The following is a 26,179-nucleotide window of genomic DNA, read 5'->3' as shown; positions in this document are numbered from 1 at the left end:
GCGCCCGACAGGGAGGAGAGCGCCGCAATGCCCGACCGCGCCCCGCAGCCGGTGGACCGTCAGCTGCCCACCGAGGAGGCCAGGGACCTGATCGCCCTGGTCCGCGACATCGCCGCGCGGGAGATCGCTCCCCGCGCCGCCGAGGAGGAGGAGGCCGGGCACTTTCCGCGCGAGGTCTTCCGGCTCCTGTCCGACTCCGGCCTGCTCGGCCTGCCGTACGCCTCCGAGTACGGCGGCGGCGACCAGCCGTACGAGGTCTACCTCCAGGTACTCGAAGAGCTGGCGGCCGCCCGCCTCACCGTGGGCCTCGGCGTCAGCGTCCACTCCCTTGCCTGCCACGCGCTCGCCGGTTACGGCACCAAGGAGCAGCGCGCCGACCACCTGCCCGCGATGCTCGGCGGCGGCCTGCTCGGCGCGTACTGCCTCTCCGAGCCCGCCTCCGGTTCCGACGCCGCATCGCTGCGCACCAAGGCGGTGCGCGACGGCGACGACTGGGTCATCACCGGCACCAAGGCGTGGATCACGCACGGCGGCGTCGCCGACTTCTGCACCGTCCTCGCCCGCACCGGTGGCGAGGGTGCCCGCGGCATCACCGCGTTCCTGGTCCCGGGCGATGCGCCGGGGCTGAACGCCGCCCTGCCGGAGAAGAAGATGGGCATGAAGGGCTCGCCCACCGCCCAGCTCCACTTCGACGGCGTCCGCATCCCCGACTCCCGCCGCATCGGCGACGAGGGACAGGGCTTCGCCATCGCGCTCTCCGCGCTGGACTCCGGGCGCCTGGGCATCGCGGCCTGTGCCGTCGGCGTGGCCCAGGCGGCGCTGGACGCGGCCGTCGGATACGCGACGGACCGCAAGCAGTTCGGCCGCCCGATCGCCGACTTCCAGGGCCTTCGTTTCATGCTCGCCGACATGGCGACGCGTATCGAGGCCGGGCGGGCGCTGTACCTCTCGGCCGCGCGGCTGAGGGACGCCGGCCGGCCTTTCTCGCGGCAGGCGGCCATGGCCAAGCTGTTCTGCACCGACGCAGCCATGAGCGTCACCACGGACGCCGTCCAGGTGCTCGGCGGCTACGGCTACACGCAGGACTTCCCGGTCGAGCGCTACATGCGCGAGGCCAAGGTGCTGCAGATCGTCGAGGGCACCAACCAGATCCAGCGGATGGTCATCGCCCGTCACCTGGCCGGGCCCGAGAGCCGCTGACCCGGCCGTCCCACGTCAGGGGCGCCGCGAGCCTGCTCCACTCGGGATCCCGGCGCCCCGGCAGCGTCCTGCCGCGGCTCGCCCACAGCGTGAGCAGCTCGCGGTAGATCGGCGGGTCCGCGGGGTGCGGAACCGATTCTTCAGAGGCCGGCACGATCAGCCGCCGACGCCCGCGCTTCGCGGTCGTGGAGTACGGGTTCATGCCCGGCCAACGCCTGGGTCCGCGGGCGGGTTACCGCCGGGCCGATTCGAGCGCCAGTCCACGGCGTACGCACGAGGGCTCCGCCGGCCCGCGTCCCGCACGGGCGGCGCGCGGCAGGGAGCGGTCGGCGCGGAAGCGCGCGCAGGTCACGCCCGGGCGTGCACGCCTGCGCGGAGCACCGGGTGAGGCGGACGTATCGCACCCCGCCCAGGGGCCCGAGCCGAGAGGACCGCGACCAGGGCGGCGCGTCACCGCGCCGCGAGTCCGCAGCGCGGGTGCGCGCGGGCCAGCCGGACATACAGGAGTTGAGGGCCGCGGCAGCGCGGCCCGCTCGCTCAGGGGCGCGGGCTCAGGCCGCGCGCCGCATCGGCGGCACCTTCAGCGGCCGCGAACCCGGACCGCCGACGTGCGAGAACGGCTGGGTGCGCCAGTCCAGCCCCTGCGGCAGCGTCAGCAACAGAGCCGTGTCCTGCTCCTGCACCTCCAGCGACTCGTCGGCGGGACGGGCCTCCCCGGCGGACCGGCCGGTGCCCGAGCACACCGTCAGTCCGAAGGGGTTCCACGGCGTGGGGCACAGCGCGTGCTCCGGCAGGACGTCCTCGTCCGCCAGGAGGGCGATCGGCTGGGCGCAGTCCGGGCAGATGACCCGGTACATCTCGAAGGTGTCGTACGCGTCGAACTCGTCGCCGTCGGCCTGTGCGGCCGAATCGACGGGCTCCAGTTCGGTACGACCGTCGTTCTTAAGGCTCTGCATGGAGAATCTCCCCCTCGGATGGGCCGACCAGGCGCTGATGGCCTCGACCACAGCAAGCAATGCCCATCGCGCGGGGCAGGTAACCGCGAGGTCACGGCGGACCCCGGCGCAAACCTGTGGTGTTCGTCACATGGGTGTCGCAGGGCCGCCTCGTGGCCTCCCCGGACTGTGCCGGAGGCGGCTCGGGGCAATAGGTTGATCCGCATGGAGGAGCTGGATCGTCAGATCGTGGAGTTGCTCGTCAAGGACGGGCGGATGAGCTACACCGACCTGGGCAAGGCCACCGGCCTGTCCACCTCGGCGGTGCACCAGCGCGTCCGCCGCCTGGAGCAGCGAGGGGTCATCCGCGGCTACGCCGCCGTCGTCGACCCCGAGGCGGTGGGCCTGCCGCTCACCGCGTTCATCTCGGTGAAGCCGTTCGATCCCAGCGCCCCGGACGACATCGCGGAGCGGCTCGCCGGCGTCCCCGAGATCGAGGCGTGCCACAGCGTCGCGGGCGACGAGAACTACATCCTCAAGGTGCGCGTCGCCACGCCGCTCGAACTGGAGCACCTGCTCAGCAGGATCCGCTCGCTGGCCGGGGTCTCCAGCCGCACCACGGTCGTCCTGTCGACCCCGTACGAGGCTCGCCCGCCGCGTATCTAGTCTTGGTCCCATGACCGAGCGCACCGCCCCCCAGAGCGAGACCCGCACCGTGCTGCTGCGCGGTGGAGAAGTCCACAGCCCCGCCGACCCCTTCGCCACCGCGATGGTCGTCGAGAAGGGACATGTCGCCTGGGTGGGCTCCGAGGGAGCGGCCGACGCCTTCGCCTCCGGCGTCGACGAGGTCGTCGACCTGGAAGGCGCCCTCGTCACTCCCGCGTTCACCGACGCGCACGTCCACACCACGGCGACCGGCCTCGCGCTCACCGGACTCGACCTGTCCGGCGCTGCCACGCTCGACGAAGCCGCCGCGCTCGTCCGCGCCTACGCGGACGCCCGCCCGGGCGACCGGATCCTGGTCGGACACGGCTGGGACGCCGCCCGCTGGCCCGAGGCCCGCCCGCCGCGGCGCGAGGAACTCGACGCGCTCACCGGCGGGCGCCCTCTCTACCTCACCCGCATCGACGTCCACTCAGCCGTCGTCACCACGGCCCTGCTGGACCTCGTCCCGGGCATCCGCGACCTCGCCGGCTTCCGCGACGGCGAACCGCTGACCGGCGACGCCCACCACGCCGTACGCGCCGCCGCCTACGCGGCCCTGAACCCGGGGCAGCGCACGGAGGCGCAGCGTGCCGCGCTCCGGCACGCGGCCTCCCTCGGCATCGGCACCGTCCACGAATGCGGCGGCCCCGACATCTCGTCCGAGGACGACTTCACCGGCCTGCTGAGGCTCGCGCGGGCCGAACCGGGTCCGCGCGTCGTCGGCTACTGGGCCGACCGGGACGTCGACCGGGCGCGCGCACTGGGCGCCGTGGGCGCCGCGGGCGACCTGTTCGCCGACGGCTCCCTCGGCTCGCACACCGCCTGCCTCCACGAGCCGTACGCCGACGCCGGGCACACCGGCACCGCGCACCTCGACGCGGCCGCCGTCGCGTCCCACGTCGTCGCCTGCACCGAGGCCGGACTCCAGGCCGGATTCCACGCCATCGGCGACGCCGCCCTGACCGCGGTCGTCGACGGCGTGCGCGCCGCGGCGGACAAGCTGGGCCTCGCACGGGTCCGCGCCGCCCGCCATCGCGTCGAGCACGCCGAGATGCTCACGCCCGAAACCATCGCCGCCTTCGCCGAGTTCGGGCTCACCGCCTCCGTCCAGCCGGCCTTCGACGCCGCCTGGGGCGGCGAGAGCGGCATGTACGCCCAGCGGCTCGGCGCCGAGCGGGCCCGCACGCTCAACCCGTACGCGGCGCTGCTGCGCGCCGGGGTCCCGCTGGCGTTCGGCTCCGACAGTCCCGTGACCCCGCTGGACCCGTGGGGAACCGTCCGGGCCGCCGCCTTCCACCGCACCCCCGAGCACCGCATCTCGGCCCGGGCCGCCTTCACCGCCCACACGCGGGGCGGCTGGCGTGCCGTCGGCCGCGACGACGCGGGCGTCCTGGTGCCGGGAGCCCCGGCGGACTACGCGGTCTGGCGCACCGGCGAACTCGTGGTCCAGGCACCCGACGACCGGGTGGCGCGCTGGTCCACCGACCCCCGCTCGGGCACCCCCGGACTGCCGGACCTCACCCCCGGCAACGACCTGCCCGTCTGCCTGCGGACGGTGGTCGGCGGCCGCACCGTCTTCGCGGGACCGAACGGGTGACGTGCGGACATTTCGTACCGCCGATCGATGCCCGCACCGTTCGGCCTCGACCTGCGGATCTTCGCCTCTGACCTGGTGATACGGCTGATTCCCGCTGGTGGAGCGACTGTTGACAGCGAGCGCCCACGGGCCGGTAGGTTCGGCCGGGTCCACCACAGGACGTCCGACCGGCAACCTTCCACGCAGTCGTCGAACGCCGCTGGGTCATGGGGTGGTGTGCCGCACCGGCGCACCACCACTGGGAGCCAGGTTCAGCGCCCGCGCCTCGGGGGCAGAGGGAAGGTTTCCGCCGGCCGGCAGGTGCGACCCGGGTGGGGCCCGGCGTTCAGTAGACAACGGCTCTCGGTCGACCCGCAGCCAGCGGGCCCCAGGTCGGCCCGAAGGACGCCGGGTCCGATCCGCTGCCGCCCGGCGCCGTCCGGCGGTCCCGTCCCCGCTCAGGTGGCCCGTTCCGGCTTTCCGCAGCCCCTGCCGGCCTCTCTCGCGTCATGATCCGCCGCCTCCCGGCGGTGCGCTCCGAGCGCTCGCTATGGTGGGGCTCTGCGACGGACTTTAAGGGGCAGCAGTGAACGACGGTGGTGCGGTTCCCCATGGCGGACCCCGTGGGAGGCAGTACGGCGCGCTCGGCAAGGCCTTGGTGATCATCCCGACCTACAACGAGGCCGAGAACATCAAGGCGATCGTCTCGCGGGTGCGCGCGGCCGTGCCCGACGCCGACGTCCTCGTCGCCGACGACAACAGCCCCGACGGCACGGGCAAGTTCGCCGACGAGCTCGCCGCCACCGACGAGCAGGTGCACGTCCTGCACCGCAAGGGCAAGGAAGGACTCGGCGCCGCGTACCTCGCGGGCTTCCGCTGGGGCATCGAGCACGACTACGGCGTGCTCGTCGAGATGGACGCCGACGGCTCCCACCAGCCGGAGGAGCTGCCCCGGCTGCTCACCGCGCTCAAGGGCGCCGACCTGGTCCTCGGCTCGCGCTGGGTGCCGGGCGGCCGCGTCGTCAACTGGCCCAGGCACCGCGAGTTCCTCTCCCGCGGCGGCAGCACGTACTCGCGCATGCTGCTCGGCGTGCCCATCCGTGACATGACCGGCGGCTACCGCGCCTTCCGCGCCGAGACGCTCCAGGGGCTGGGACTCGACGACGTCGCCTCGCAGGGCTACTGCTTCCAGGTCGACCTCGCACGCCGGGCCGTGGCCGCGGGCTTCCACGTCGTCGAGGTCCCGATCACCTTCGTGGAGCGCGAACACGGCGACTCGAAGATGAACAGGGACATCGTGGTCGAAGCCCTGTGGCGGGTCACGGCCTGGGGCGTGGGAAACCGGGCGAACCGCCTGCTCGGCCGCAGGCCCGGGGCCTCCTGATCCACTCCTTACGCCACTCCGGCAACCGCCCAGGCACACTGGGGGCATGACGACCGGCGCACCGACCCCGACCGCACCCCGGCGCTCACGCGCCCGCACCCTCGTCCCCCTCGGCATCGCCGCCTGGCTGGTGCTGGAGATCTGGCTGCTGACCCTCGTGGCCGAGGCCGCCGGGGGCTTCGCCGTCCTCGGTCTCCTGGTGGGCGCGGGTGTGCTCGGCGCGATGGTGATCAAGCGAGCGGGACGCCGTGCGTTCACGAACCTCACGGAAACGCTTCAGCAGCAGCCCGGAGCCGCCGTGCCGACGGGCAGCAGCGGCAAGGGCAATGGTCTCCTGATGCTCGGCGGCCTGCTGCTGATGCTGCCCGGCCTGATCTCGGACGCACTGGGCCTGCTGCTCCTGCTGCCGCCCGTGCGCAGCCGGCTCGGCCGGTACACGGAGCGCTCGCTGGAGCGCCGGATGAGGGCGGCGTCGTCGGGCCCCCTGGGCAACGCCTTCCAGCAGGCCCGGATCCACCGCCCCGACGGCAAGGTCGTCCAGGGAGAGGTCATCCGCGACGACGCACCCCGGTCCGACAGGGACACCGGCGGCCCACGGCCCCCACTGACCCCCTGACGCCGGGCGGGAGACGCGGCTCGGCCACGACCGGGTTGGGGGAGGTCGGGTCAAGTCAACCGGGGGCCCGCGGCCCCGCTTACCCCTGACGCCAGGCTCGAGACGCGGCTCGGCCACGACCGAGACGGGTGTGGTCGCGATACCGATGCCTCATACGCGTTGACCGCCCTGCCTACGAGGCCGACAGGCCGGATCCCCTGGCCTGTTCCGGCCAGATGCTCCCGAGCGCGCAACGCTCCGTCGGCGCGGATGGGTCAGGTGCTTCGGGACCGGTGTGCCAGACGGCCGGCACTCCGTGCGACGTGACCGTGCCGCGGCCGGGTCACCAAGGGCCGGATCGGCCATGTGCTCCCGAGCGCGTAACCCCCCGCCGGCCCGGATCGGGCCGACCGGGCGGGCGCGTCCGCACGGCCCTGAACGCAGCGGAGCCGCGGGGGGGGGGCCCCCCCCGGGGGGGCCCCCCCCCCCGCGGCTCCGTGACGTGTGCGGACCGCGCGCTCGCGCGCGCTACGCGGACTTGCGGCTGTCGCGCGGGTGCACCGCGATGTTCATGGCGCCGGAACGCAGGACCGCCAGCCGCTCGGCCAGCACTTCCTCGAGCTCCTCGCGGGTACGCCGCTCCATGAGCATGTCCCAGTGCGTACGCGCCGGCTTGCCCTTCTTCTCCTCGGGGCCGTCCCCGTCAACAAGGAGCGCCTGGCTTCCGCAGACCTTGCACTCCCACTCCGGCGGAATCTCCGCCTCGACCGAGAAGGGCATCTCGAAACGATGCCCCTTCTCGCATGCGTACTCCACCGCCTGGCGCGGGGCCAGATCGATGCCGCGGTCGGTCTCGTAGCTGGTCACCACGAGGCGCGTGCCGCGAAGAGCTCGCTCACTCATGAATCGTGCCTCCCGGGCTTGTCGCCCACAGGACAGGTGTCGCTGTCGTCGTCATCCGGTCAACGTCCGGTCGGCGGTAAAGATTCCCGTTGCGGGTCATGCGTCGCCCGTCGTGCCGCCCCTTGTTCTACCCACCAGTGCCCGGTTTGTCACATCTGGAATGAGATGTCACCCAGCGTCTTTGCTACTTGAGCACGCAGTAACGGTCCGCCTGGCGGGCCAAAGGCGTACACTACCGGCCTTTCACTGCCGCGTCTAAATCCGGTCCGGAACAGGGTTGCCCGCGGCGGCCACCGCGCGTCGTACCGGAACCCGCGCGAGCAGCACGAATCCGAGGACGAAGAAGATCACCAAGGAGATGATGGCATCCCGGTAGCTGCCCGTCAGCTGATACGCGAGACCGAACACCAGGGGTCCCAGCCAACTGAGCCCCCGGTCGCTCATCTCGTACGCGGAGAAGTACTCCGCCTCCTTGCCCCGCGGCACCAGGTGCGAGAAGAGCGAGCGCGACAGGGCCTGACTGCCGCCGAGTACCAGCCCGATCGCCGCCGCGAGGCAGTAGAACCACACCGGCGCGCCCGCCGGCAGGAAGTAGCCCGCGGCGAGAATGAGGGTCCACACAGCCAGCGACGCGAGGACGGTGCGCTGCGCGCCGTACGTCCGCGCCAGCCGGCCCATGCCCAGCGCACCCGCGACCGCCAGGATCTGGACGAGGAGGACCGCCGTGATGAGCGTCGTCTGGTCCAGGCCCAGTTCCTCCGAGCCGTACACGGAGGCCTGCGAGATCACCGTCTGCACGCCGTCGTTGTACACGAGGTACGCCAGCAGGAAGGACAGCGTCAGCGGATGGCGGCGCATGTCCTTCAGCGTGGCCAGCAGCTGACGCCAGCCGGAGCCGACCGCGCCCGCGCCGTCCGGTGCCGCACGGCGGTCCCGCAGCCGGCGCAGCGGCACGAGCGTGAAGGCGCCCCACCACAGGCCGGCGGAGGCCAGGCAGATGCGCACCGCATCGCCCTCGGTCAGGCCGAAGGACTCGTGGCCGGAGTAGACGACCAGATTGAGCACCAGCACGAGCGCGCCCGAGGTGTAGCCGAAGGCCCAGCCCCGCGAGGAGACCGCGTCGCGTTCGTGCGGCTCGGCGATCTGCGGCAGGTACGCGTTGTAGAGGACCATCGAGACCGCGAGCGAGGCGTTCGCCACGATCAGAAGGAGAGCGCCGAGCAGGTAACGGTCGCCGTCCAGGAGGAACATGCCCGTCGTCGCCGCCGCGCCGAGATACGCGGAGACGGCGAGGAGCGGCTTCTTGCGCCCGCTGCGGTCCGCCGCCGCGCCCGCGAACGGCATCACCAGCACGGCGACGACGACCGAGACCGACACCGCGTACGGGAAGACGGAACCGGCCCGCACCGGGATCCCGAGCGGGTGGACGAAGCCTTCGGCGTCGGCGGCGGCCTTGGCCACCGACGTGAGATAGGGCCCGAGGAACACCGTGAGCACGCTCGTCGAGTACACCGAGCACGCGAAGTCGTAGAAGTACCAGCCCCGTTGCTCGCGTCTTCGCTCGCGGGCGCTGTCCGCGCCGTCCGTGCGGTCGGTGGTGCCGGCCGTCATCCGCGCCCCCTCGCTCGTGCCGTCGGCAGACGCGCCCGGGTCAGACCCACACTCCACGGTCGGTCAGTACCGTGCGCAACGTCTCCAGATGATCGGTCATGATGCCATCCACGCCAAGGTCCAGGAGCGCGGCCATCCGATCGGCGTCGTTGACCGTCCAGACATGGACCTGAAGCCCCCGCGCGTGCGCCTCGCGCACGAACCGGCGGTCCACCACGCGGATACCGCTCTGGGTCTCGGGGACCTGGGCGCACACCGCTCCGCTGCGCACCGCGGCCGGTATCCCCACCGACGCGAGCCGCAGGCCCAGGACGCCCCTGACGCCGTACGACGTCGCGAGCCGCGGACCGGCCCGGCGCATCGCCCGCGCCACCCGGCCCTCCGAGAACGAACCGACACACACCCGGTCCCAGGTGCCCGTCCTGCGGATCAGATCCACCAGCGGCTCCAGCGCGGACTCCGCCTTGAGGTCCACGTTCCAGCGGGCCTCGGGGAACTCCTCCAACAGCTCCTCGAACAGCGGCAGGGGTTCTCGGCCCGCCACCCGGGCCCGGCTCACCTCGCTCCAGGGCAGCTCGGCGATCCGTCCGCGGGAGTCGGTCAGCCGGTCCAGCGTCGGGTCGTGGAACGCGACCAGCCGTCCGTCGGACGTGGTGTGCACATCGGTCTCGAAGTAGCGGTATCCGGCGTCGGCGGCCCGGCGGAAGGCGGCCGTGGTGTTCTCGATGCCGTCGGCGGCGCCTCCGCGGTGGGCGAAGGCGAGCGTCGCCGGATGGTCGAGATAGGGGTGGCGTATGCGAGTCACCGGCGCAGTATGGCCTGCCGCGGTGACGAGCCGGCGACCACGGTGCTGCCGTCTTTCGCCTCGGGGATGGCGAAGACTCGCAGGAACAACTGGGCCAGCGGCCCGATCGCCAGCGCGTACACCACGGTGCCGACGCCCACCGACCCGCCGAGCAGGAACCCGGTGGCGACGACGGCGACTTCGAGGGCCGTGCGCACCAGGCGGATCGAACGGCCCGTCAGGCGGTGCAGACCCGTCATCAGGCCGTCGCGCGGACCGGGGCCGAAGCGCGCCGAGATGTACAGGCCGGTCGCCGCACCGTTCAGTACGACACCCGCGGCGAGGAGCGGGATCTGCCCCACCAGGCCGTGGACATCGGGCACGACGGCCAGCGTCGCGTCCATGGCGATCCCGATCACGAACACGTTGGACACCGTTCCCAGGCCCGGCCGCTGCCGGATGGGGATCCACAGCAGCAGCACCACCGCGCCGACGATGATCGACACCACGCCGATCGAGATCCCGGTCAGCTCCGAGAGCCCCTGATGCAGCACGCCCCACGGTTCGAGCCCGAGTCCGGCGCGCACAAGGAGTGCGGAACTCACCCCGTACAACGCCAGGCCGACGTACAGCTGGAGCAGTCGGCGGGTGAGATGTCCGGACACGATGGCGTCCCCCTGTGGTGGTAGTGGACCGATGCATGACACTCTGTGGCTACGGAATAATGGGCAACCATGGCCAATTCAAGGAAGGTGGACTGACTTCCATGTCGCAGTGGACTTCGGCGGTGGGGGCGGCGCAGCTCGCCCGGCAGCTCACCTCCCAGCAACCGCACCCCGCGGGTCCGGGCACCCGCAAGCCGCCCGCGTACCGTGCGCTGGCCGACGGCATCCGGCTGCTCGTCCTCGAAGGCCGGGTGCCCGTCGCCGCGCGGCTGCCGGCCGAACGGGAGCTGGCCGTGTCGCTCTCCGTCAGCCGCACCACCGTCGCCGCCGCCTACCAGGCGCTGCGTGCCGAGGGGTTCCTGGAGTCCCGCAGGGGAGCCGGCAGCTGGACCGCCGTCCCGGCGGGCAATCCGCTGCCCGCCCGCGGCCTCGAACCCCTGCCGCCCGAGTCGCTCGGCTCCATGATCGACCTCGGCTGCGCGTCCCTGCCGGCCCCCGAGCCGTGGCTGACCCGGGCCGTCCAGGGCGCCCTCGAGGAGCTCCCGCCGTACGCCCACACCCACGGCGACTACCCGGCGGGCCTGCCCGCGCTGCGCCAGATGCTCGCCGAGCGCTACACCGAGCGCGGCATCCCGACCATGCCCGAGCAGATCATGGTCACCACCGGTGCCATGGGCGCGATGGACGCCATCTGCCACCTCTTCGCCGGCCGCGGCGAGCGCATCGCCGTCGAGTCCCCGTCGTACGCCAACATCCTCCAGTTGATGCGCGAGGCCGGCGCCCGGCTCGTGCCGGTGGCCATGGCCGAGGGGCTGACCGGCTGGGACCTGCCGCGCTGGCGTCAGGTGCTGCGCGACTCGGCGCCCCGGCTGGCCTATGTGGTCGCGGACTTCCACAACCCGACGGGCGCGCTCGCCGACGAGGACCAGCGCCGTTCGCTGGTGGAGGCCGCCCGCTCGGCGGGCACGGTGCTCGTCGTCGACGAGACCATGTCCGAGCTGTACCTCGACCCGGACATCGAGATGCCCCGCCCGGTCTGCGCCTTCGATCCGGCCGGCTCCACCGTTCTCACCGTCGGCTCGGCGAGCAAGGCGTTCTGGGCCGGCATGCGGATCGGCTGGGTGCGCGCGGCCCCCGACGTCATCCGCTCACTCGTCGCCGCGCGCGCGTACGCCGACCTCGGCACGCCCGTCCTCGAACAGCTCGGCGTCAACTGGCTGATGCAGACCGGCGGTTGGGACAGTGCCGTCTCCATCCGCCGCGAGCAGGCCCGCGACAACCGTGACGCGCTGGTCGCGGCGGTGCGCAGGGAGCTGCCCGACTGGGAGTTCGACGTGCCCTCCGGCGGTCTGACCCTGTGGGTCCGCACCGGCGGTCTCTCCGGATCCCGGCTCGCGGAGGTCGGCGAACGGGTCGGGATCCGGGTGCCGTCCGGGCCGCGCTTCGGCGTCGACGGGGCGTTCGAGGGGTACGTACGGCTGCCGTTCACGGTCGGTGGCCCCGTCGCGGAGGAGGCCGCCACGCGGCTGGCCGCGGCGGCGCGGCTCGTGCGTACGGGCGCGACCACGGGCACGGAGGCGCCCCGCACGTTCGTGGCGTAGGCGGGGCACGCTGCGGCCGCGGCGGACGGGATGCGCGGCGTGTCCTGCGGGCCGTCCGCGCGAGCCCCGGACATGCTGCGGCCGGGACCGCGTGGGAGCTGCGGGCCCGGCCGGGACGCGGTGGCGTCAGCCTTCGGCGGGGACCGCAGCCGCCTGCGCGGGGGAGGACACGGGCGCGGCCGCCGGCTGCACCGGCTGAGGCTCGTCGGGGCGCGGAGGCAGCAGGTCGAGCACCGCCTGCCGGTGCGCCTCGCTCGTCGCGTCGTCGAAGGGGTCCGGGGCCGCCGGCACCTGGAGCCTGAGTACCGGGCCCGTGCCCAGCCGTGCGTAGCCGCGCCCGGGCGGGACGTCCGTGGCCGGCGTCGTGCGCGGAGCGGTGCCGAGGACCGCCTCGATCTGGTCGAAGCCCGCCGCGCCGAGCACGACACGGGCGCGCGTATGCGTCCACACGGTCTCGGACAGGGCGCCGGTGCTGTCGAACTGCTCGGCGACCACGACCGTGACGTGCACGGCCCGGCCGTGCCGCAGCGGCATCTGGAGCAGCTCCTGCGGATCCATGCGGCCGTCGGCCGCGGCCACATGGCCGAGGACGCTCGGCCGGTCCAGCAGGATCCACAGCGGCCGCTTCGTGTTGTCGGGCGCCGGATACCCCGCCTGCCGTGCGCGGTTCGCCGCGATCAGGCGGCGCTCGGTCTCGCGCGCGGCCCATTCGAGGCTCGCCAGCGCTCCGGCGAGGCCGCACTCGACGGTGATGACGCCCGGCCGGCCGGTGAGGCAGGCGTACTCCCCGGTGCCGCTGCCCTCGACGACGAGCACGTCGCCGTGCTGCAGGGCCTGGAGGGCGAGGGAGCGCAGCAGGGTGGTGGTGCCGCTGCCGGGCTCGCCGACGGCCAGCAGGTGAGGCTCGGTGGAGCGCGGGCCGGTGCGCCAGATGACGGGCGGTGCTTGCTCCGTGGTCCCGCCCCGGGTGACCGGCAGCGTGCGCTGGACGGCGTCGGCGTCGGTGAAGCCGAGCACGCTCTCGCCGGGGCCGGTGACGAACCGCTGGGCGGCGATGGAGGTGGACAGGGCGGGCAGCACGCTCATGTCGAGCTGGTTGCCCTCCTCGTCCCAGCTGAAGCGGTACTCGCGGCCCCGGCCGGACTTGGCGTGCAGCAACCGCTCGATCCGGGCCCGGGACTGCGCCTCGGAGTCGGTGAAGTACGCGGGGTACGTCAGATGCAGCCGGGTGAGCCGGCCGCCCTCGTCGAACGCGTAGTGGCTGAAGACCTTGCTCCACTCGCCGCCGTGGGCGTAGAGCGGAGCCGGGTCCTCCGGAGCCGAGAAGTACGGCACGAGGGCCTCGTACAGGGCCTTGAGCCGGGCGACCTCGGCCTCGTCGGGGCCGGTCCTGACCGGCGCCCTGGCCCGGCCCGCCCAGGCGGCCGCGGCCATCACCGTGATCAGGGCGATCAGCGGCCCGTACGGGACGACCGCGACGGCCAGGACGCAGGCCGCCACGAAGAACAGGGTGGGACCACGCCGTTCCTTGGGAGTGGCGGCCCACTTGCTCCGGGCCATGGCGGCCAGCTTCCGCAGACCCCGGGTGACCGTGATCAGCGGATGGAGGACATCGGTGGCGCTGTCGGCGGCCGTGCGCGCGATCTCCCGGCTTCGGGCGATCTGTGCGCTGCCGCTGGTCAGAATGCGGGGGAGTGGTCGCCGGGCCACATCTGTCTCCTGGGAGTGCTCGTCGGTGGTTCGGGGAGTCAGAACTTGATCCCGCCCAGCAGCCCGGCGAGGCTTGTGGTGCCCGCCGTGATGCTCGGCGCGATCGCGGTGCCCGCGAGGAAGAAGCCGAAGAGCGCGGAGACGAATGCGTGCGACGCCTTGAGCCCGTCTTTCCGGAAGAAGAGGAAGACGATGATGCCGAGCAGCACGACGCCTGAGATGGACAGGATCATGAGGTTCTCCTGGGTGAGGGGACATTCACCTTGAGTTCTTCCATGCTTACAGAAAGTATCTATACGACAAAAGCTGCAAATGGGTGAAATCCGGCAGGTTTCACTGCACTGGCCCACAATCGCTCGATGATCGGCGCGCACGCGGCCCGGCGGAGCGGCACAGTGCCCTCCCGAGCCGCCCTCCCGCACCCCTCGCCCGAATGACACGTCCGCCCTCGTCAGACCCCTCGCCGCGGCCGCCGGGCAGTACCCTGTCGGTTCACTCGTACGGCTGCTCCTGCCGTGCGGCCCAGGTCAACGTGGTGAAAGGCGGTCCGTCCGATGAGCGAAGTCCCGGACTCCGAGGTGATCGAACTCGCGACCAAGGTCTTCGACCTGGCGCGCCAGGGGGAGACCGAGACGCTCGCCGCGTATCTCGACGCCGGCGTCCCGGCCAACCTGACCAACGACAAGGGCGACACCCTCGTCATGCTCGCCGCCTACCACGGGCACGCCGCCACGGTCGAGGCGCTCCTCGCCCGGGGCGCCGAACCGGACCGGGCCAACGACCGCGGCCAGACGCCTCTCGCCGGCGCGGTCTTCAAGGGCGAGGACGCCGTCATCCGCGCACTGCTCTCCGGCGGCGCCGATCCGCAGGCCGGAACCCCCTCCGCCGTGGATACCGCGCGGATGTTTGGGAAGACGGACCTTCTGGAGCTGTTCGACGGCCGCTGAGCGGCCGTCGCGCACGTTCCGGTCGGCGCCTCACGCGCTCCGACCAGCCACGACGAGATCACCGGCGGGGGTGGGCCACCGCGGCGGCTGCCGGGCCGCACGGGGAGCCGTAAATGTGGTCGCGGTGGCGAAATGCGTGGGTCATCATGACGTCAGCCCTGTCCCGGACCTCATCATCCGGGAATTCCCCTGGGGCCACCGAAGAGAGGCAGAGGAACATGCTCACCACCAAGCAGAAGACGCGTATGACGACGGGCGGCCCGACATGCTGCTGCGCGGCCTAGGCATTCCAGTCCCGGTTGCGTCGACAGCTTGATGTGAGGCATTCCCCATGTTCGATCCCGTCATAGCGCCGAGCGGCACCCTGCTCGGCCTGCTGCAGAGGGGCCGCGGCGACGGCACGCTGCACGCGCTCGCCGCGCCACGGGCCGAAGCGCTCGCGGCGCTCAACCACTGTGTTCTGAGCGACCCCCGCCACGACTGGCAGGTGGAGAACCGCTCCCTCTACTACGCACGCCTGTACCTCGACCTCCACGGCAGCCTCGAGGAGATCGAGCGGCACCTCTGTGATGCCGACGACCACCTCGACACCGACGAGACCAGGACCGGTCTCGCGCTCGCCGTACTCGGGCACCTCGCCTCCTACGGCCGCGGCGACGCCCTCGCGCTGCTGCGCCGGTACGCGGCGAACGGTGCCAACTGGGCCTGGGCCCTCGACGAACTCGCCCTGCGCGACGACGACGCCGGCCTGCGCTCCCTCGCTGCCCCGGTCCTCGCCCGCTTCCCCGCCACCCCCGAGGGCGATGCCGAACTGGCCGTCGCCGTGCGCGACGCCTTCGAGCCGCGGCCCTGGCGGCTGTGGGCGGAGGACCGGCGCGAGTTCATCGGCGGCCGGGTACGTGCCGCGCAGGAAGCCGGCTCCTTCGACCGCTGGCAGCGCCAGATGCGTCCCTCGGGCCCCCGCCCCGGCTGGAGCGTCCAGGCCGTCCTCGACTGGGCCGACCAGGGCCTGGCGCGCGGCAGCGCACTGCACGTGCCCGCCGCCCGCTGCCTGTCCGCCGTCGCCGGACCCGAGGACCGGCCCGAGATCGTCCGCGCGGCGCACGGCGGATCCGACGGAGCCCGCTGCGCCGCCCTGCACTACCTCGCCCAGAACCGGGACCCCGTCGTCCTCGACCTGATCGAGGCGGCCGTGGCGAGCGGATCTGCCACGGTCGCCGAAGCGGCGATCTCCGCGTTCGAGCGGATGTGCGGCGACGAGGCCGTGGACCGGGCCCGGGGCTGGATCCACCGGCCCGACGCCCTCGGCGCCTCGGCCGCCGGAGTCCTCGCCTGCCGTGGCGTCGCCAAGGACGCGCCGCTGGTCCTCGGCGCCCTCCGCGAGACCGTCCGCGCCGACGGGCCCGACGCGCCCCTGCTGTGGACCCTCGTCGACGGCACCGGCCGGCTCGGCATCGCCTGCGCCGCACCCGTACTGCGCCACGTCTACCGCGAGACGACCTCCTCCCATCTCCGCGGCCGTGCCGCCCGGGCGCTCGCCGCCACCGACCCCTCGTTCGCCACCGGATTCGCCGTCGAATGCCTGTGGGACTGCGAGGAGACCACCCGCGAGGTCGCCGCCCGCCACGCCGAGACCGGTGACGTACGCGTCGCCGAGCGACTGCGCCGGCTCGCCGCGGACCCCGCCGAGGAGGCCGAGGTGCAGACTGCCGTACGCAGCAGGATCGGGCCCGACATGCCCGCTGTGTGACGACTCGGGGCCGTCGTGCCGGGCGTGGCAACAAAACGCTCATGGGACGTTCCCCGGCCGGAAAGATCCACGTTGGCGCAGCCACCCCGGGCCCGACGACAACACGGGTATGCGTGTCGTCATCGTCACCGAATCCTTCCCGCCCGACGTCAATGGTGTGGCGCACTGCGCCCTGCAGACCGCCCGGCACCTCGCCGCCCGCGGTCACGAACCGCTTGTCATCGCCCCGGCCGCGGCCGGGGCCGACAGCGCCGACCCCCACGCGCCGTGCCCCGTCGTGCGGGTGCCCTCCCTGCCGCTGCCCGGCTACCCGCAGGTGCGGGTCGCGCTCCCCAGCCGCAGAGTGGCGGCGACGATCACCGCCCACCGCGCCGACATCGTCCATCTCGCGAGTCCCTTCGTGCTCGGCGTGCGCGGGATGGCCGCGGCGGCCCGGCTCGGCCTGCCGGCCGTCGCCGTCTACCAGACGGACCTGGCCGGCTACGCCCGTACCTACGTCGGAGCGGGCGAGGGGACGGCCTGGCGGCGCATCAAGGCGGTCCACGGAGCAGCCGACCGCACCCTCGCGCCGTCCACCGCGGCCCGGCGCGATCTGGAGGAGCACGGCGTCGAACGCGTGCGGCTGTGGCCGCGCGGTGTGGACACGGCCCGCTTCCGGCCCGAGCTGCGCGACGAGGACCTCCGGCGCGAACTCGCGCCCGGCGGAGAGCTGATCGTCGGCTACGTCGGCCGCCTCGCGCCCGAGAAGCACGTCGAACTCCTCGCCGGCGCCTCCGCCCTGCCGGGCATACGCGTGGTCGTCGTCGGCGACGGACCGAGCGAGACCTCGCTGCGCGGCGCACTGCCGGGCGCGGTGTTCCTCGGCCGCCGCACCGGGGACGACCTCGCGCGGATCTTCGCCTCCCTCGACGTGTTCGCCCACACCGGCCCGTACGAGACCTTCTGCCAGACCGTGCAGGAGGCCATGGCGAGCGGCGTCCCCGTCGTCGCGCCCGCCGCGGGCGGTCCGCTCGACCTCGTCGACCACAGACGGACCGGACTGCTTGTGGCTCCCCACAGCAGCGACGCGGTGCGCGACGCGGTCCAGGCCCTGGCCGACGACCCCGTGCTGCGCCACTCCTTCGCCCGCGCCGGGCGCACCGCCGTCGAGGGCCGCACCTGGGCCGCGGTCGGAGACATGCTGCTCGACCACTACGCCGACGTCCTCGGCACGCGCACGGCGGTGGCGGCATGAGCGGACTGCGCATCGTACGGCTCGCGAACTTCGTCACGCCGTCGTCCGGAGGGCTGCGCACGGCGCTCGACCAGCTCGGGCGGGGCTACCTCGCCGCCGGGCACGAGCCCGTGCTGGTCGTCCCCGGCGATCTGGAGAGCGACCGGGACACACCCCAGGGCCGCGTCATCACCCTGCCCGGCCCCGAGCTCATCGGCACCGGCGGCTACCGGGTCCTCGCCGGGCGAGGCCGGCTGCGCCGCCTCCTGGAGGACCTCGCACCCGACCGCCTGGAGGTCTCCGACCGCACCACGCTGCGCTGGACCGGCGAATGGGCACGCCGGCACCGCGTCCGGTCGGTCATGGTCTCGCACGAGACCGCCGACGGTGTGCTGCGCACCTGGGGCCTGCCGGACGCGTTCGCCGCGCGGACGGCTGACCGGCTGAACCGGCGTACCGCCTGGGCCTATTCGACGATCGTGTGCACGACGGAGTGGGCGGAGCGCGAGTTCATCCGCATCGGCGCGCAGAACGTCGTACGGGCGCCGCTCGGCGTCGACCTCCAGCGGTGCCGGCCGGGGCGGCGCAGCACGGTGCTGCGCGCCCGGCACGCCGACGGCGCGCGTGTCCTGCTGCTGCTCTGCTCGCGCCTCTCGGTGGAGAAGCGGCCCGGCACCGCACTGGACGCGCTGGCGGAACTGCGGGCGCGGGGCGTCCAGGCGGCACTGGTCGTCGCCGGGGACGGGCCGCTCAGGGCCTCACTCGTGCGCAGGGCGGAGGCCGAGCGCCTGCCGGTCCGGTTCCTCGGCCACGTCGCCGACCGGGAGGCCGTCGCCGACCTCCAGGCCGCGGCGGACGTCTGCCTCGCGCCCGGCCCGGCGGAAACGTTCGGGCTGTCCGCGCTGGAGGCCCTGGCCTGCGGCACGCCCGTCGTGGCGAGCGCGTCGTCGGCGCTGCCGGAGGTGATCGGCGACGCGGGCGTCGCCGCGGCGGACACCGGCGCGGACTTCGCGGACGCGGTCGTGCAGGTCCTCGGCCGCCCGGAGACCACCCGCCGCGAGGCGGCCCGCGCGCGGGCCGAACTCTTCGACTGGAACAGCTCGGTGACGGCGTTCCTGGCCGCGCACGACGCCCTGCCGGTACGGAGCGGGGCGACGGAACCTGGAGTCCAGCCATGACGACCGCGGACCTCGACGGCATACTCGAGCCCGCCGCGCCCGCGACCGCGGCGGCGCACGCGGAGCCCGGGCCCTCCAAGCCGCCTGCGGCCGCGGCCCGGGCGGCCTGCCCGGCGCGTGAGCGCATCTCGCCGACGACCCGTATTGCGGCGGCGCAGCACGCCGTACCCGCGCCGCGGGGCGGCCGCGCGGGGGCGGTGCTCCTGGGCGAGACGGCCACACCGCCCCACGCAGCGAAGAGAGCGGGGTCGGTCGCCACCCGGCCCGTACGGTTCGCCGCGCTCGGGGACTCGCTCACCCAGGGCGTCGGCGACCCCGTCGACGGCGGCTGGCGGGGGTGGGCCGCGCTGCTCGCCGACGGCGTCGGAAGCGACGAGCAGCCCGCCGTCTTCCGTAACCTCGCCGTCAGCGGCGCCCTCAGCCGCGACGTCGCCGAGCACCAGGCGCCGCGCGCCCTCGAATTCGGCCCGGACCTCGCGTCCGTCGTCGTCGGCGTCAACGACACCCTCCGGCGCACCTTCGACATCGGCGCCCTCACCCGCCACCTCGACGAGGTGTGCGGCGCGCTCTCCGCCCACGGCACCGTACTGCTCACCGCCTGTCTGCCCGATCCCGGCGCGATGTTCGCGCTGCCCGCGCCCCTGGCCCGGCCGCTCGCCCGGCGGCAGCGGGCCGTCAACGCCGTCGTCCACGCCCTCTCCGACCGCTACGGCGCCGTCCACCTGCACGCCGCCGACCCCGCCTGGGTCGCCGACCGGTCCATGTGGAGCGCCGACCGGCTGCACCCGGGCGAGCGCGGCCACCGCATGCTCGCCCGGTCCTTCCACGACCTGCTCGCCGCCCGCGGACTCGTCCACGGCCCGCCGCCCACGACCGAGCCCGACCGGCCGCGGCCCACCCGGGCCGAGGCGCTGCTGTGGCTCGCCACGGCGGGCACCGGCTGGGTGGCGCGCCGGTGCACCGACCTGATCCCGCAGCTCCTGCGGCTCGCCGGCGACGAGATGCAGCACTGGGCCCGCGGCACCAGTGCCCGCCTCGACCGCTCCGCCGAACACGCCCTGTCCGCCGCGCTCGCCGCCGTGTCGCCGGAGGCCCCGTTCCGCCCCGCCGGGGCAAGAATGGGGGAATGAGCGGGCGCTGGGAGTTCTGGATCGACCGTGGCGGCACCTTCACCGACGTCGTGGGCAAACGCCCCGACGGACGGCTCGTGACCCGCAAACTGCTCTCGCACAACCCCGAGCGGTACCGTGACGCCGCCGTCGCCGGGATCCGCCTGCTGCTCGGCACGCCCGACGACGAGCCCGTCCCGGCCGACCGCGTCGCCGCCGTCAGGATGGGCACCACCGTTGCCACGAACGCTCTGCTGGAGCGACGCGGCGAACCGACCGTGCTCGTCATCACCGAAGGCTTCCGGGACGCCCTGCGCATCGCGTACCAGAACCGGCCCCGGCTCTTCGACCGGCGCATCCTGCTGCCGGAGGCGGTGTACGACCGGGTCGTCGAGGTCCCCGAGCGCATCGACGCCCAGGGCACCGTGGTCAGACCGCTCGAACTCGACCGGGTCACCGAGCAGTTGGCCGCCGCCCGCGCGGACGGCCTGACCAGCGCCGCCGTCGTCCTCATGCACGGCTACCGCCACCCCGACCACGAGCGGCGCATCGCCCGCGCCGCCCGCGACCTCGGCTTCGACCAGGTCAGCTGCTCGCACGAGGTCAGCCCGCTCATCAAGCTCGTGCCCCGCGGCGACACCACCGTCGTCGACGCCTACCTCTCCCCGATCCTGCGGCGCTACGTCGACGAGGTGGCCGCCGAACTCGCCGGCATCCGCCTGATGTTCATGCAGTCCAACGGCGGCCTGCGCGAGGCCACCCACTTCCGCGGCAAGGACGCCGTGCTGTCCGGCCCGGCGGGCGGCGTCGTCGGCATGGCCCGGACGTCGGAGCAGGCCGGGTACGGGCGGGTCATCGGCTTCGACATGGGCGGCACGTCCACCGACGTGTCCCACTACGCGGGCGAGTTCGAGCGGGAGCTCGGCACCCAGGTCGCCGGCGTCCGGATGCGCGCACCGATGATGAGCATCCACACCGTGGCCGCGGGCGGCGGATCCGTGCTCCACTTCGACGGGCGCCGCTACCGCGTCGGCCCCGACTCGGCGGGCGCCGTCCCCGGTCCTGCCTGCTACCGGCGCGGCGGTCCGCTGACCGTCACGGACGCCAACGTGATGCTCGGCCGCATCCAGCCCGAGCACTTCCCCGCCGTCTTCGGACCGCACGGCGACCAGCCCCTGGACGCCGGCATCGTGCGCGAACGCTTCACCGCGCTCGCCCAGGAGATCACACGCGCGAGCGGCACACCGCGCAGCCCCGAGCAGGTCGCCGCCGGCTTCCTGGAGATCGCCGTCCTCAACATGGCGAACGCCGTCAAGAAGATCTCCGTCCAGCGCGGGCACGACGTCACCCGCTACGCGCTGACCTCCTTCGGCGGTGCGGGCGGCCAGCACGCCTGCGCCGTCGCCGACGCGCTGGGCGTCGACACCGTCATCGTCCCGCCGCTCGCCGGTGTGCTGTCGGCGTACGGGATCGGGCTCGCCGACGCCACGGCCATGCGCGAGCAGTCCGTGGAGGCCGCGCTCGACGAGAACGCCGTCGAACGCGTCCGCACCCTGTGCGACGAACTCGCCGACCGCACCCGGGCCGAACTGCGCGCGGACGCGGTCACCGACGAGGCGATCACCACCCACGCGCGTGTGCTGCTGCGCTACGCCGGAACCGACGCGAGCCTGCCCGTCGCCCTCGACACCGCCGAGGCCATGCAGGCGGCCTTCGAGTCCCTCCACCGCACCCGCTACGCCTTCACGATGGACAAGCCGCTCGTCGTGGAGGCGGTCTCCGTCGAGGCCGTGGGCACGGCCGGCGACCACAAGGAGGCGCTCGTCGAGGACACCGACGGGCAAGGGCTCGGTGACGGGACCGGCGGGCAAGCGCTCGTTGAGGAGACCGACGGGCGAGGGGGGCCCGCACCGCGGGCGCGCGTCGCCGTGTTCGTCGAGGGGGAGCGGGTGACCGTCCCGCTGTACCGGCGCGGCGACCTGCGGCCCGGGCACGAGGTCCCCGGCCCCGCCATCGTCGCCGAGGCCGACGCGACGACCGTCGTCGACCCCGGCTGGCAGGCCGCCGCGGGCGACGCGGGCCACCTGCTGCTGACCCGCGTGCGCCCGAGACCCGGCCGGGTCGCGGTCGGCACGGACGTGGACCCCGTGCTCCTGGAGGTGTTCAACAACCTCTTCATGGCGATCGCCGAGCAGATGGGCGTACGCCTGGAGAACACCGCCCACTCCGTCAACATCAAGGAACGCCTCGACTTCTCCTGCGCCCTCTTCGACGCGGACGGCAACCTGGTCGCCAACGCACCGCACATCCCCGTGCACCTCGGATCGATGGGCGAGTCGATCAAGGAGGTGCTGCGCCGCAACGCGGGCACCATGCGGCCCGGTGACGTCTACGCGATCAACGACCCCTACCACGGCGGCACCCATCTGCCCGATGTCACCGTCGTGACACCGGTGTTCGAGGACGACGACCTGCGTTTCCTGGTCGCCTCCCGCGGACACCACGCCGAGATCGGTGGCATCACCCCGGGCTCCATGCCCGCGTTCAGCCGGACCGTCGACGAGGAGGGGGTGCTGTTCGACAACTGGCTGCTCGTACGGAACGGACGGCTGCGCGAGGCCGAGACCCGCGACCTCCTCACCGGAGCCCGTCACCCGTCCCGCGCCCCGGACACCAACCTCGCCGACCTGCGCGCCCAGATCGCGGCCAACGAGAAGGGCATCGCCGAACTGCGCCGGATGACCGACCAGTTCGGGACCGACGTCGTCCAGGCCTATATGCGGCACGTCAGGGACAACGCGGAGGAGTCCGTACGCCGTATCGTGGCCGGCCTCGGCGACGGCGAGTACCGCTACGAGACCGACGGCGGCGCGGTCATCCAGGTCGCGGTCCGGGTGGACCGCGAACGGCGCGGCGCCGTCATCGACTTCACCGGCACCTCGGCGCAGCAGCCCGGCAACTTCAACGCGCCCACCTCGGTTGTCATGGCCGCCGTCCTCTACGTCTTCAGGACCCTGGTCGGCGAGGACATCCCCCTCAACAGCGGCTGCCTGGAGCCGCTCGAGGTGCGAGTGCCGGAAGGCTCGATGCTCGCGCCCTCCTACCCGGCGGCCACGGTCGCCGGCAACGTGGAGACCTCGCAGGCCGTCACGGGCGCGCTGTACGCGGCGCTCGGCGTCCAGGCAGAGGGCTCGGGCACGATGAACAACGTGACGTTCGGCAACGACCGCGTGCAGTACTACGAGACGGTGGCGAGCGGCTCGGGCGCGGGCGACGGCTTCGACGGCGCCGACGCCGTGCAGACCCATATGACCAACTCGCGGCTGACCGACCCCGAGGTGCTGGAATGGCGCTACCCGGTGCGGGTGGACTCCTTCGCCGTACGAGAGGGCAGCGGCGGGCGCGGACGGTGGCACGGCGGCCGCGGAGTCGTCCGGCGAATCCGGTTCCTGGAGCCGATGACCGTTGCGCTGCTGACCGGACACCGGCGGATCGCGCCGTACGGGATGGCCGGCGGCGGCCCCGGCGCGCTCGGCGAGAACCAGGTCGTACGCGCCGACGGGAGCCTGGAACGGCTGGCCGGCGTCGACTCCGTGGACGTCGGTCCGGGCGACGTGCTGATCGTGAGGACACCGGGGGGCGGGGGCTACGGCCGGCCCGACCAGTGAGCACGCGTCCGGCGGGGCCGCCGGCCGGCTGCTGCCGCGCCAGGCCGGCGGGCCGCCGAACCGCTCTCGACCGCTGCGGCCGCGCCGGGCGCGAAGACGGGCTCCCGGAGTCACCGGAGCAGGCCGGTCGACCCCGACGGCCCTCGGGGTCACCAGACCCGGCCAGCCCGGCGGGCAATCGGAGTCACCGGAGCAGGCCGACCGGCTGTTGCCGCGCCAGTCCGGCGACGGGCTCTCGGGGGCACCGCGCCAGGCCGGCCGAGCCCGAAGACGGGCTCTCGGAGTCACCGGAGCAGTCGGCCGAGCCCGATGGGCCCTCGGGGTCACTGCGCCAGGTCGGCCGAGCCTGGGGGGCTCGCGGCGTCACCGCACCAGCGTGAACCGCACCGGCGTGCCCGGCGTCGCCTGTGCCGCCGCCGCGAGGTCCCGGCCGTCGACGACGCCCACCACCGGGTAGCCGCCGGTCGTGGGATGGTCGGCGAGGAAGACCACGGGCCGGCCGTCCGGAGGAACCTGCACCGCGCCCAGCACCATGCCCTCGCTGGGCAGTTCACCGGTGACGGCACGCTCCAGGGGAGGACCTTCCGTCCGCAGCCCGATGCGGTTGCTCGCCGACGACACCCGGTATCCGGGCCCGGTCAGCGTCCTGAGAGCCTGCCGCGTGAACCAGTCGTCGCGCGGCCCGAGCCGGGTCCGCAGCACCAGCTCGTCCGGGGGAGCGGGCCAGGGCAGCGTGCCGTCGATCCGGCCCTGGGGGCCGGTGGGCTCGCCCAGGGGGAGGACGGCACCGTCCGTGAGCGGCACCGGCCCCAGGCCGGAGAGCAGATCGGTCGAGCGGCTGCCGAGCACCGGATCGACGGCGATGCCTCCCGCGAAGGCGACATAGCTCCGCACGCCCCGCGTGGCGGGGCCGACGTCCAGCGCCGCGCCGGCCGGCACCCGCACCGGCGTCCCCCAGGCCACCGGGCGGCCGTCGAGGGTGACCGCGCACGGCGCACCGCCCACCGCGGTCACGACGGCGCACCGCGGGCGCAAGGCACACCCGGTGAGCGTCGTCTCCAGAACAGCCGCGCCGTCGCCGTTGCCCACGAGACGGTTCACCAGCCGTGCCGCCGGGGCGTCCAGTGCTCCCGAACGCGGCACCCCGAGATGGGCGTGCCCGGGCCGGCCACCGTCCTGCACCGTGGTCAGCGCCCCTGCCCGTAGGACTGCCAGGGCACGGTCGGTCATCGGCCCTCCGGCACGAAACGCACCCGTGTCCCGGGGGAGAGCACCGCCGCGGGCTCGCGCGCCGGGTCCCACAGCACGGCGTCCGTGGAGCCGATCAGCTGCCAGCCTCCCGGTGACGAGCGGGGGTACACGCCCGAGTACGCGCCGGCGAGGGCCAGCGACCCGGCCGGGACCGTGGTGCGCGGAGTGGCCCTGCGGGGCACGTCGTACCGCTGCGGCAGGCCCGTCAGGTAGCCGAAGCCCGGCGCGAAACCGCAGAAGGCGACACGGAAGTCGGCCGACGCATGGATCCGCACGGCCTCCTCCACGGACACACCCCAGAGGGCGGCGACATCCGGCAGGTCCGGGCCGTCGTAGCGCACCGGGATCTCGACCGAGCGCTCCGCGCGCGGGTCGAGCTCCGGTATCGCCCAACCCGCGAGCTCGCGGGCGAGGGCCCGCGGGTCGTCCACGCCGTCCAGCAGCACGGTCCGCGCGGCGGGGACGATCTCCCGCACCGGCGGCAGCGTGCCCGCGGCGCGCCGACGCAGCAGCTCCGCGTGGAGGGCCTCGGCCTCCCTGCCGCCGGGAAGCTCGACCAGGAGCGCGCGGTCGCCGACGGGCAGGGCTCGCAGATCCCGCACCGGGGCAGCGCCGCTCATACGAACGCCTCCACGCGCACGCCCGCCGTCTCCAACTGCTGCCGGACCTCGCGGGCCAGTGCCACAGCACCCGGGGTGTCCCCGTGCAGGCACAGCGAACGTGCGCGCACCCCGACCGTGCTGCCGCACCGCGCGGTGATCACACCGAACCGGGCCATGCTCACGGACCGCTCCACGACGGCCGCCGTGTCCGTGATCACCGCTCCGTCCTGCCCGCGCGGCACCAGGGTGCCCTCGGCCGTGTAGGCGCGGTCTGCGAACGCCTCGGTGGCGGTCGGCAGTTGGGCCTTCTCCGCCATCGTGTGCAGTGTGGACCCGGGCAGCCCGAGGACCGGCAGTCGCTCGCCCGCCAGCAGCACGCCCTCGACGACGGCGGCGGCCTGCTCCTCGTCGTGCACCACGCGGTTGTACAGGGCGCCGTGCGGCTTGACGTACGACACGCGGGACCCCGCCGCGCGGGCGAACACCTCCAACGCTCCTATCTGGTACGCGATCTCGGCGGCCAGCTCGTCGCGCGGCACGTCCATGGAACGCCGTCCGAAGCCGGCGAGATCGCGGTACGAGACCTGGGCGCCGATCCGTACGCCCCGCGCGGCGGCCGACTCGCAGACCCGGCGCATGGTGGGCGCGTCGCCCGCGTGGAAGCCGCAGGCGACGTTGGCGCTGGTGACGACGGAGAGCAACTGCTCGTCGTCGGTCAGCTGCCAGCGGCCGAAGCCCTCGCCGAGGTCCGCGTTGAGGTCGATGGACGCCCAGGTCATGTGATTCTCCTGT

The 26,179-nt window shown here is 73.7% G+C and carries 22 protein-coding genes; 12 read left to right on the top strand and 10 right to left on the bottom strand.

Annotation, left to right across the window (positions count from 1 at the left end; genetic code table 11):
- Positions 1-27: 27 nt before the first annotated feature.
- Entirely contained in the window at positions 28-1,200 is a 1,173-nt protein-coding gene (locus tag ACF08N_RS31770) for an acyl-CoA dehydrogenase family protein (RefSeq protein WP_392328173.1), read from the top strand.
- Positions 1,201-1,751: 551 nt separating this feature from the next.
- Here ACF08N_RS31770 and ACF08N_RS31765 read toward each other — a convergent pair.
- Positions 1,752-2,156 carry a hypothetical protein gene (locus ACF08N_RS31765; RefSeq protein WP_392328172.1) on the bottom strand — a complete coding sequence of 135 codons (405 nt, stop codon included), beginning with the start codon at positions 2,154-2,156 and terminating at the stop codon, positions 1,752-1,754.
- 204 nt (positions 2,157-2,360) lie between these two features.
- On the opposite strand from ACF08N_RS31765, the gene ACF08N_RS31760 reads away from it, so the two are divergent.
- The 4 genes from ACF08N_RS31760 (at position 2,361) to fxsA (ending at position 6,416) form a co-directional block, all read left to right on the top strand.
- Positions 2,361-2,801 carry an Lrp/AsnC family transcriptional regulator gene (locus ACF08N_RS31760; protein ID WP_392328171.1) on the top strand — a complete coding sequence of 147 codons (441 nt, stop codon included), beginning with the start codon at positions 2,361-2,363 and terminating at the stop codon, positions 2,799-2,801.
- Between the two features lie 10 nt (positions 2,802-2,811).
- The gene (locus tag ACF08N_RS31755; RefSeq protein ID WP_392328170.1) at positions 2,812-4,437 is read left to right on the top strand and encodes an amidohydrolase; all 1,626 of its coding nucleotides are present in this window, start codon (positions 2,812-2,814) and stop codon (positions 4,435-4,437) included.
- A gap of 565 nt (positions 4,438-5,002) precedes the next feature.
- Positions 5,003-5,800, top strand: coding sequence for a polyprenol monophosphomannose synthase (locus tag ACF08N_RS31750; RefSeq protein ID WP_392328169.1), 798 nt, complete (start codon positions 5,003-5,005; stop codon positions 5,798-5,800).
- Between the two features lie 46 nt (positions 5,801-5,846).
- Positions 5,847-6,416 (top strand): FxsA family membrane protein, encoded by a 570-nt coding sequence (fxsA, locus tag ACF08N_RS31745; protein ID WP_392328168.1) that lies wholly within the window; start codon positions 5,847-5,849, stop codon positions 6,414-6,416.
- A 507-nt stretch (positions 6,417-6,923) separates the two neighbouring features.
- On the opposite strand, the gene ACF08N_RS31740 is transcribed toward fxsA, so the two are convergent.
- The 4 genes from ACF08N_RS31740 to ACF08N_RS31725 all read right to left on the bottom strand — a co-directional run bounded on the left by ACF08N_RS31740 (position 6,924) and on the right by ACF08N_RS31725 (position 10,358).
- A complete protein-coding gene (locus tag ACF08N_RS31740; protein WP_026278069.1) occupies positions 6,924-7,298 on the bottom strand; it encodes an RNA polymerase-binding protein RbpA in 375 nt (124 codons plus the stop codon).
- 255 nt (positions 7,299-7,553) lie between these two features.
- Positions 7,554-8,909: an MFS transporter gene (locus tag ACF08N_RS31735; protein ID WP_392328167.1), complete on the bottom strand. Its 1,356-nt coding sequence runs from the start codon at positions 8,907-8,909 to the stop codon at positions 7,554-7,556.
- A 40-nt stretch (positions 8,910-8,949) separates the two neighbouring features.
- Complete coding sequence (locus tag ACF08N_RS31730; RefSeq protein ID WP_392328166.1) at positions 8,950-9,714, bottom strand: glycerophosphodiester phosphodiesterase; 765 nt, start codon at positions 9,712-9,714, stop codon at positions 8,950-8,952.
- Positions 9,711-10,358, bottom strand: coding sequence for a YitT family protein (locus tag ACF08N_RS31725; protein WP_392328165.1), 648 nt, complete (start codon positions 10,356-10,358; stop codon positions 9,711-9,713). The genes ACF08N_RS31730 and ACF08N_RS31725 overlap by 4 nt, the downstream gene beginning before the upstream one ends.
- A 101-nt stretch (positions 10,359-10,459) precedes the next feature.
- Between ACF08N_RS31725 and ACF08N_RS31720 the strand changes: the two genes are divergently transcribed.
- Positions 10,460-11,959 (top strand): PLP-dependent aminotransferase family protein, encoded by a 1,500-nt coding sequence (locus ACF08N_RS31720; RefSeq protein ID WP_392328164.1) that lies wholly within the window; start codon positions 10,460-10,462, stop codon positions 11,957-11,959.
- A gap of 126 nt (positions 11,960-12,085) precedes the next feature.
- On the opposite strand, the gene ACF08N_RS31715 is transcribed toward ACF08N_RS31720, so the two are convergent.
- Both ACF08N_RS31715 and ACF08N_RS31710 read right to left on the bottom strand, forming a co-directional pair.
- Positions 12,086-13,669, bottom strand: a complete 1,584-nt coding sequence (locus tag ACF08N_RS31715) for a hypothetical protein (protein WP_392328163.1) — start codon at positions 13,667-13,669, stop codon at positions 12,086-12,088.
- Between the two features lie 38 nt (positions 13,670-13,707).
- Positions 13,708-13,902: a hypothetical protein gene (locus tag ACF08N_RS31710; RefSeq protein WP_018850156.1), complete on the bottom strand. Its 195-nt coding sequence runs from the start codon at positions 13,900-13,902 to the stop codon at positions 13,708-13,710.
- 321 nt (positions 13,903-14,223) lie between these two features.
- On the opposite strand from ACF08N_RS31710, the gene ACF08N_RS31705 reads away from it, so the two are divergent.
- The 6 genes from ACF08N_RS31705 to ACF08N_RS31680 all read left to right on the top strand — a co-directional run bounded on the left by ACF08N_RS31705 (position 14,224) and on the right by ACF08N_RS31680 (position 23,534).
- Positions 14,224-14,616, top strand: coding sequence for an ankyrin repeat domain-containing protein (locus tag ACF08N_RS31705; RefSeq protein WP_392328162.1), 393 nt, complete (start codon positions 14,224-14,226; stop codon positions 14,614-14,616).
- A 331-nt stretch (positions 14,617-14,947) separates the two neighbouring features.
- On the top strand, positions 14,948-16,366 hold the full coding sequence (locus ACF08N_RS31700; protein ID WP_392328161.1) for a HEAT repeat domain-containing protein: 1,419 nt from the start codon (positions 14,948-14,950) through the stop codon (positions 16,364-16,366).
- A 109-nt stretch (positions 16,367-16,475) separates the two neighbouring features.
- Positions 16,476-17,600 (top strand): glycosyltransferase family 4 protein, encoded by a 1,125-nt coding sequence (locus tag ACF08N_RS31695; RefSeq protein WP_392328160.1) that lies wholly within the window; start codon positions 16,476-16,478, stop codon positions 17,598-17,600.
- Positions 17,597-18,757: a glycosyltransferase gene (locus ACF08N_RS31690; RefSeq protein WP_392328159.1), complete on the top strand. Its 1,161-nt coding sequence runs from the start codon at positions 17,597-17,599 to the stop codon at positions 18,755-18,757. Before ACF08N_RS31695 ends, ACF08N_RS31690 begins: the two co-directional genes overlap by 4 nt.
- Before the next feature lie 203 nt (positions 18,758-18,960).
- The gene (locus ACF08N_RS31685; RefSeq protein WP_392328224.1) at positions 18,961-19,887 is read left to right on the top strand and encodes an SGNH/GDSL hydrolase family protein; all 927 of its coding nucleotides are present in this window, start codon (positions 18,961-18,963) and stop codon (positions 19,885-19,887) included.
- A complete protein-coding gene (locus tag ACF08N_RS31680) occupies positions 19,884-23,534 on the top strand; it encodes a hydantoinase B/oxoprolinase family protein (protein WP_392328158.1) in 3,651 nt (1,216 codons plus the stop codon). Before ACF08N_RS31685 ends, ACF08N_RS31680 begins: the two co-directional genes overlap by 4 nt.
- A gap of 363 nt (positions 23,535-23,897) precedes the next feature.
- On the opposite strand, the gene ACF08N_RS31675 is transcribed toward ACF08N_RS31680, so the two are convergent.
- From ACF08N_RS31675 to ACF08N_RS31665, 3 genes are read right to left on the bottom strand one after another with little or no spacing between them, the layout of a single operon-like run.
- Positions 23,898-24,764, bottom strand: coding sequence for a biotin-dependent carboxyltransferase family protein (locus tag ACF08N_RS31675; protein ID WP_392328157.1), 867 nt, complete (start codon positions 24,762-24,764; stop codon positions 23,898-23,900).
- A complete protein-coding gene (gene pxpB, locus ACF08N_RS31670; RefSeq protein ID WP_392328156.1) occupies positions 24,761-25,405 on the bottom strand; it encodes a 5-oxoprolinase subunit PxpB in 645 nt (214 codons plus the stop codon). Before pxpB ends, ACF08N_RS31675 begins: the two co-directional genes overlap by 4 nt.
- The gene (locus ACF08N_RS31665; protein WP_392328155.1) at positions 25,402-26,166 is read right to left on the bottom strand and encodes a LamB/YcsF family protein; all 765 of its coding nucleotides are present in this window, start codon (positions 26,164-26,166) and stop codon (positions 25,402-25,404) included. Before ACF08N_RS31665 ends, pxpB begins: the two co-directional genes overlap by 4 nt.
- Positions 26,167-26,179 lie beyond the last annotated feature (13 nt).

The sequence above is a fragment of the Streptomyces sp. NPDC015127 genome, from assembly GCF_043080095.1.
GTDB lineage: Bacteria > Actinomycetota > Actinomycetes > Streptomycetales > Streptomycetaceae > Streptomyces.
The sequence above is the reverse complement of the archived record's forward strand: the minus strand, read 5'-3'. Positions and strand labels throughout refer to the sequence as shown.

Excerpts from the sequence above, each read along its gene's own strand:
- ACF08N_RS31770 (WP_392328173.1), top strand. The coding sequence starts at position 28 with ATGCCCGACCGCGCCCCGCAGCCGGTGGACCGTCAGCTGCCCACCGAG.
- ACF08N_RS31765 (WP_392328172.1), bottom strand. The coding sequence starts at position 2,156 with ATGCAGAGCCTTAAGAACGACGGTCGTACCGAACTGGAGCCCGTCGAT.
- ACF08N_RS31760 (WP_392328171.1), top strand. The coding sequence starts at position 2,361 with ATGGAGGAGCTGGATCGTCAGATCGTGGAGTTGCTCGTCAAGGACGGG.
- ACF08N_RS31755 (WP_392328170.1), top strand. The coding sequence starts at position 2,812 with ATGACCGAGCGCACCGCCCCCCAGAGCGAGACCCGCACCGTGCTGCTG.
- fxsA (WP_392328168.1), top strand. The coding sequence starts at position 5,847 with ATGACGACCGGCGCACCGACCCCGACCGCACCCCGGCGCTCACGCGCC.
- ACF08N_RS31740 (WP_026278069.1), bottom strand. The coding sequence starts at position 7,298 with ATGAGTGAGCGAGCTCTTCGCGGCACGCGCCTCGTGGTGACCAGCTAC.
- ACF08N_RS31735 (WP_392328167.1), bottom strand. The coding sequence starts at position 8,909 with ATGACGGCCGGCACCACCGACCGCACGGACGGCGCGGACAGCGCCCGC.
- ACF08N_RS31720 (WP_392328164.1), top strand. The coding sequence starts at position 10,460 with ATGTCGCAGTGGACTTCGGCGGTGGGGGCGGCGCAGCTCGCCCGGCAG.
- ACF08N_RS31710 (WP_018850156.1), bottom strand. The coding sequence starts at position 13,902 with ATGATCCTGTCCATCTCAGGCGTCGTGCTGCTCGGCATCATCGTCTTC.
- ACF08N_RS31705 (WP_392328162.1), top strand. The coding sequence starts at position 14,224 with ATGAGCGAAGTCCCGGACTCCGAGGTGATCGAACTCGCGACCAAGGTC.
- ACF08N_RS31700 (WP_392328161.1), top strand. The coding sequence starts at position 14,948 with ATGTTCGATCCCGTCATAGCGCCGAGCGGCACCCTGCTCGGCCTGCTG.
- ACF08N_RS31695 (WP_392328160.1), top strand. The coding sequence starts at position 16,476 with ATGCGTGTCGTCATCGTCACCGAATCCTTCCCGCCCGACGTCAATGGT.
- ACF08N_RS31690 (WP_392328159.1), top strand. The coding sequence starts at position 17,597 with ATGAGCGGACTGCGCATCGTACGGCTCGCGAACTTCGTCACGCCGTCG.
- ACF08N_RS31680 (WP_392328158.1), top strand. The coding sequence starts at position 19,884 with ATGAGCGGGCGCTGGGAGTTCTGGATCGACCGTGGCGGCACCTTCACC.
- ACF08N_RS31675 (WP_392328157.1), bottom strand. The coding sequence starts at position 24,764 with ATGACCGACCGTGCCCTGGCAGTCCTACGGGCAGGGGCGCTGACCACG.
- pxpB (WP_392328156.1), bottom strand. The coding sequence starts at position 25,405 with ATGAGCGGCGCTGCCCCGGTGCGGGATCTGCGAGCCCTGCCCGTCGGC.
- ACF08N_RS31665 (WP_392328155.1), bottom strand. The coding sequence starts at position 26,166 with ATGACCTGGGCGTCCATCGACCTCAACGCGGACCTCGGCGAGGGCTTC.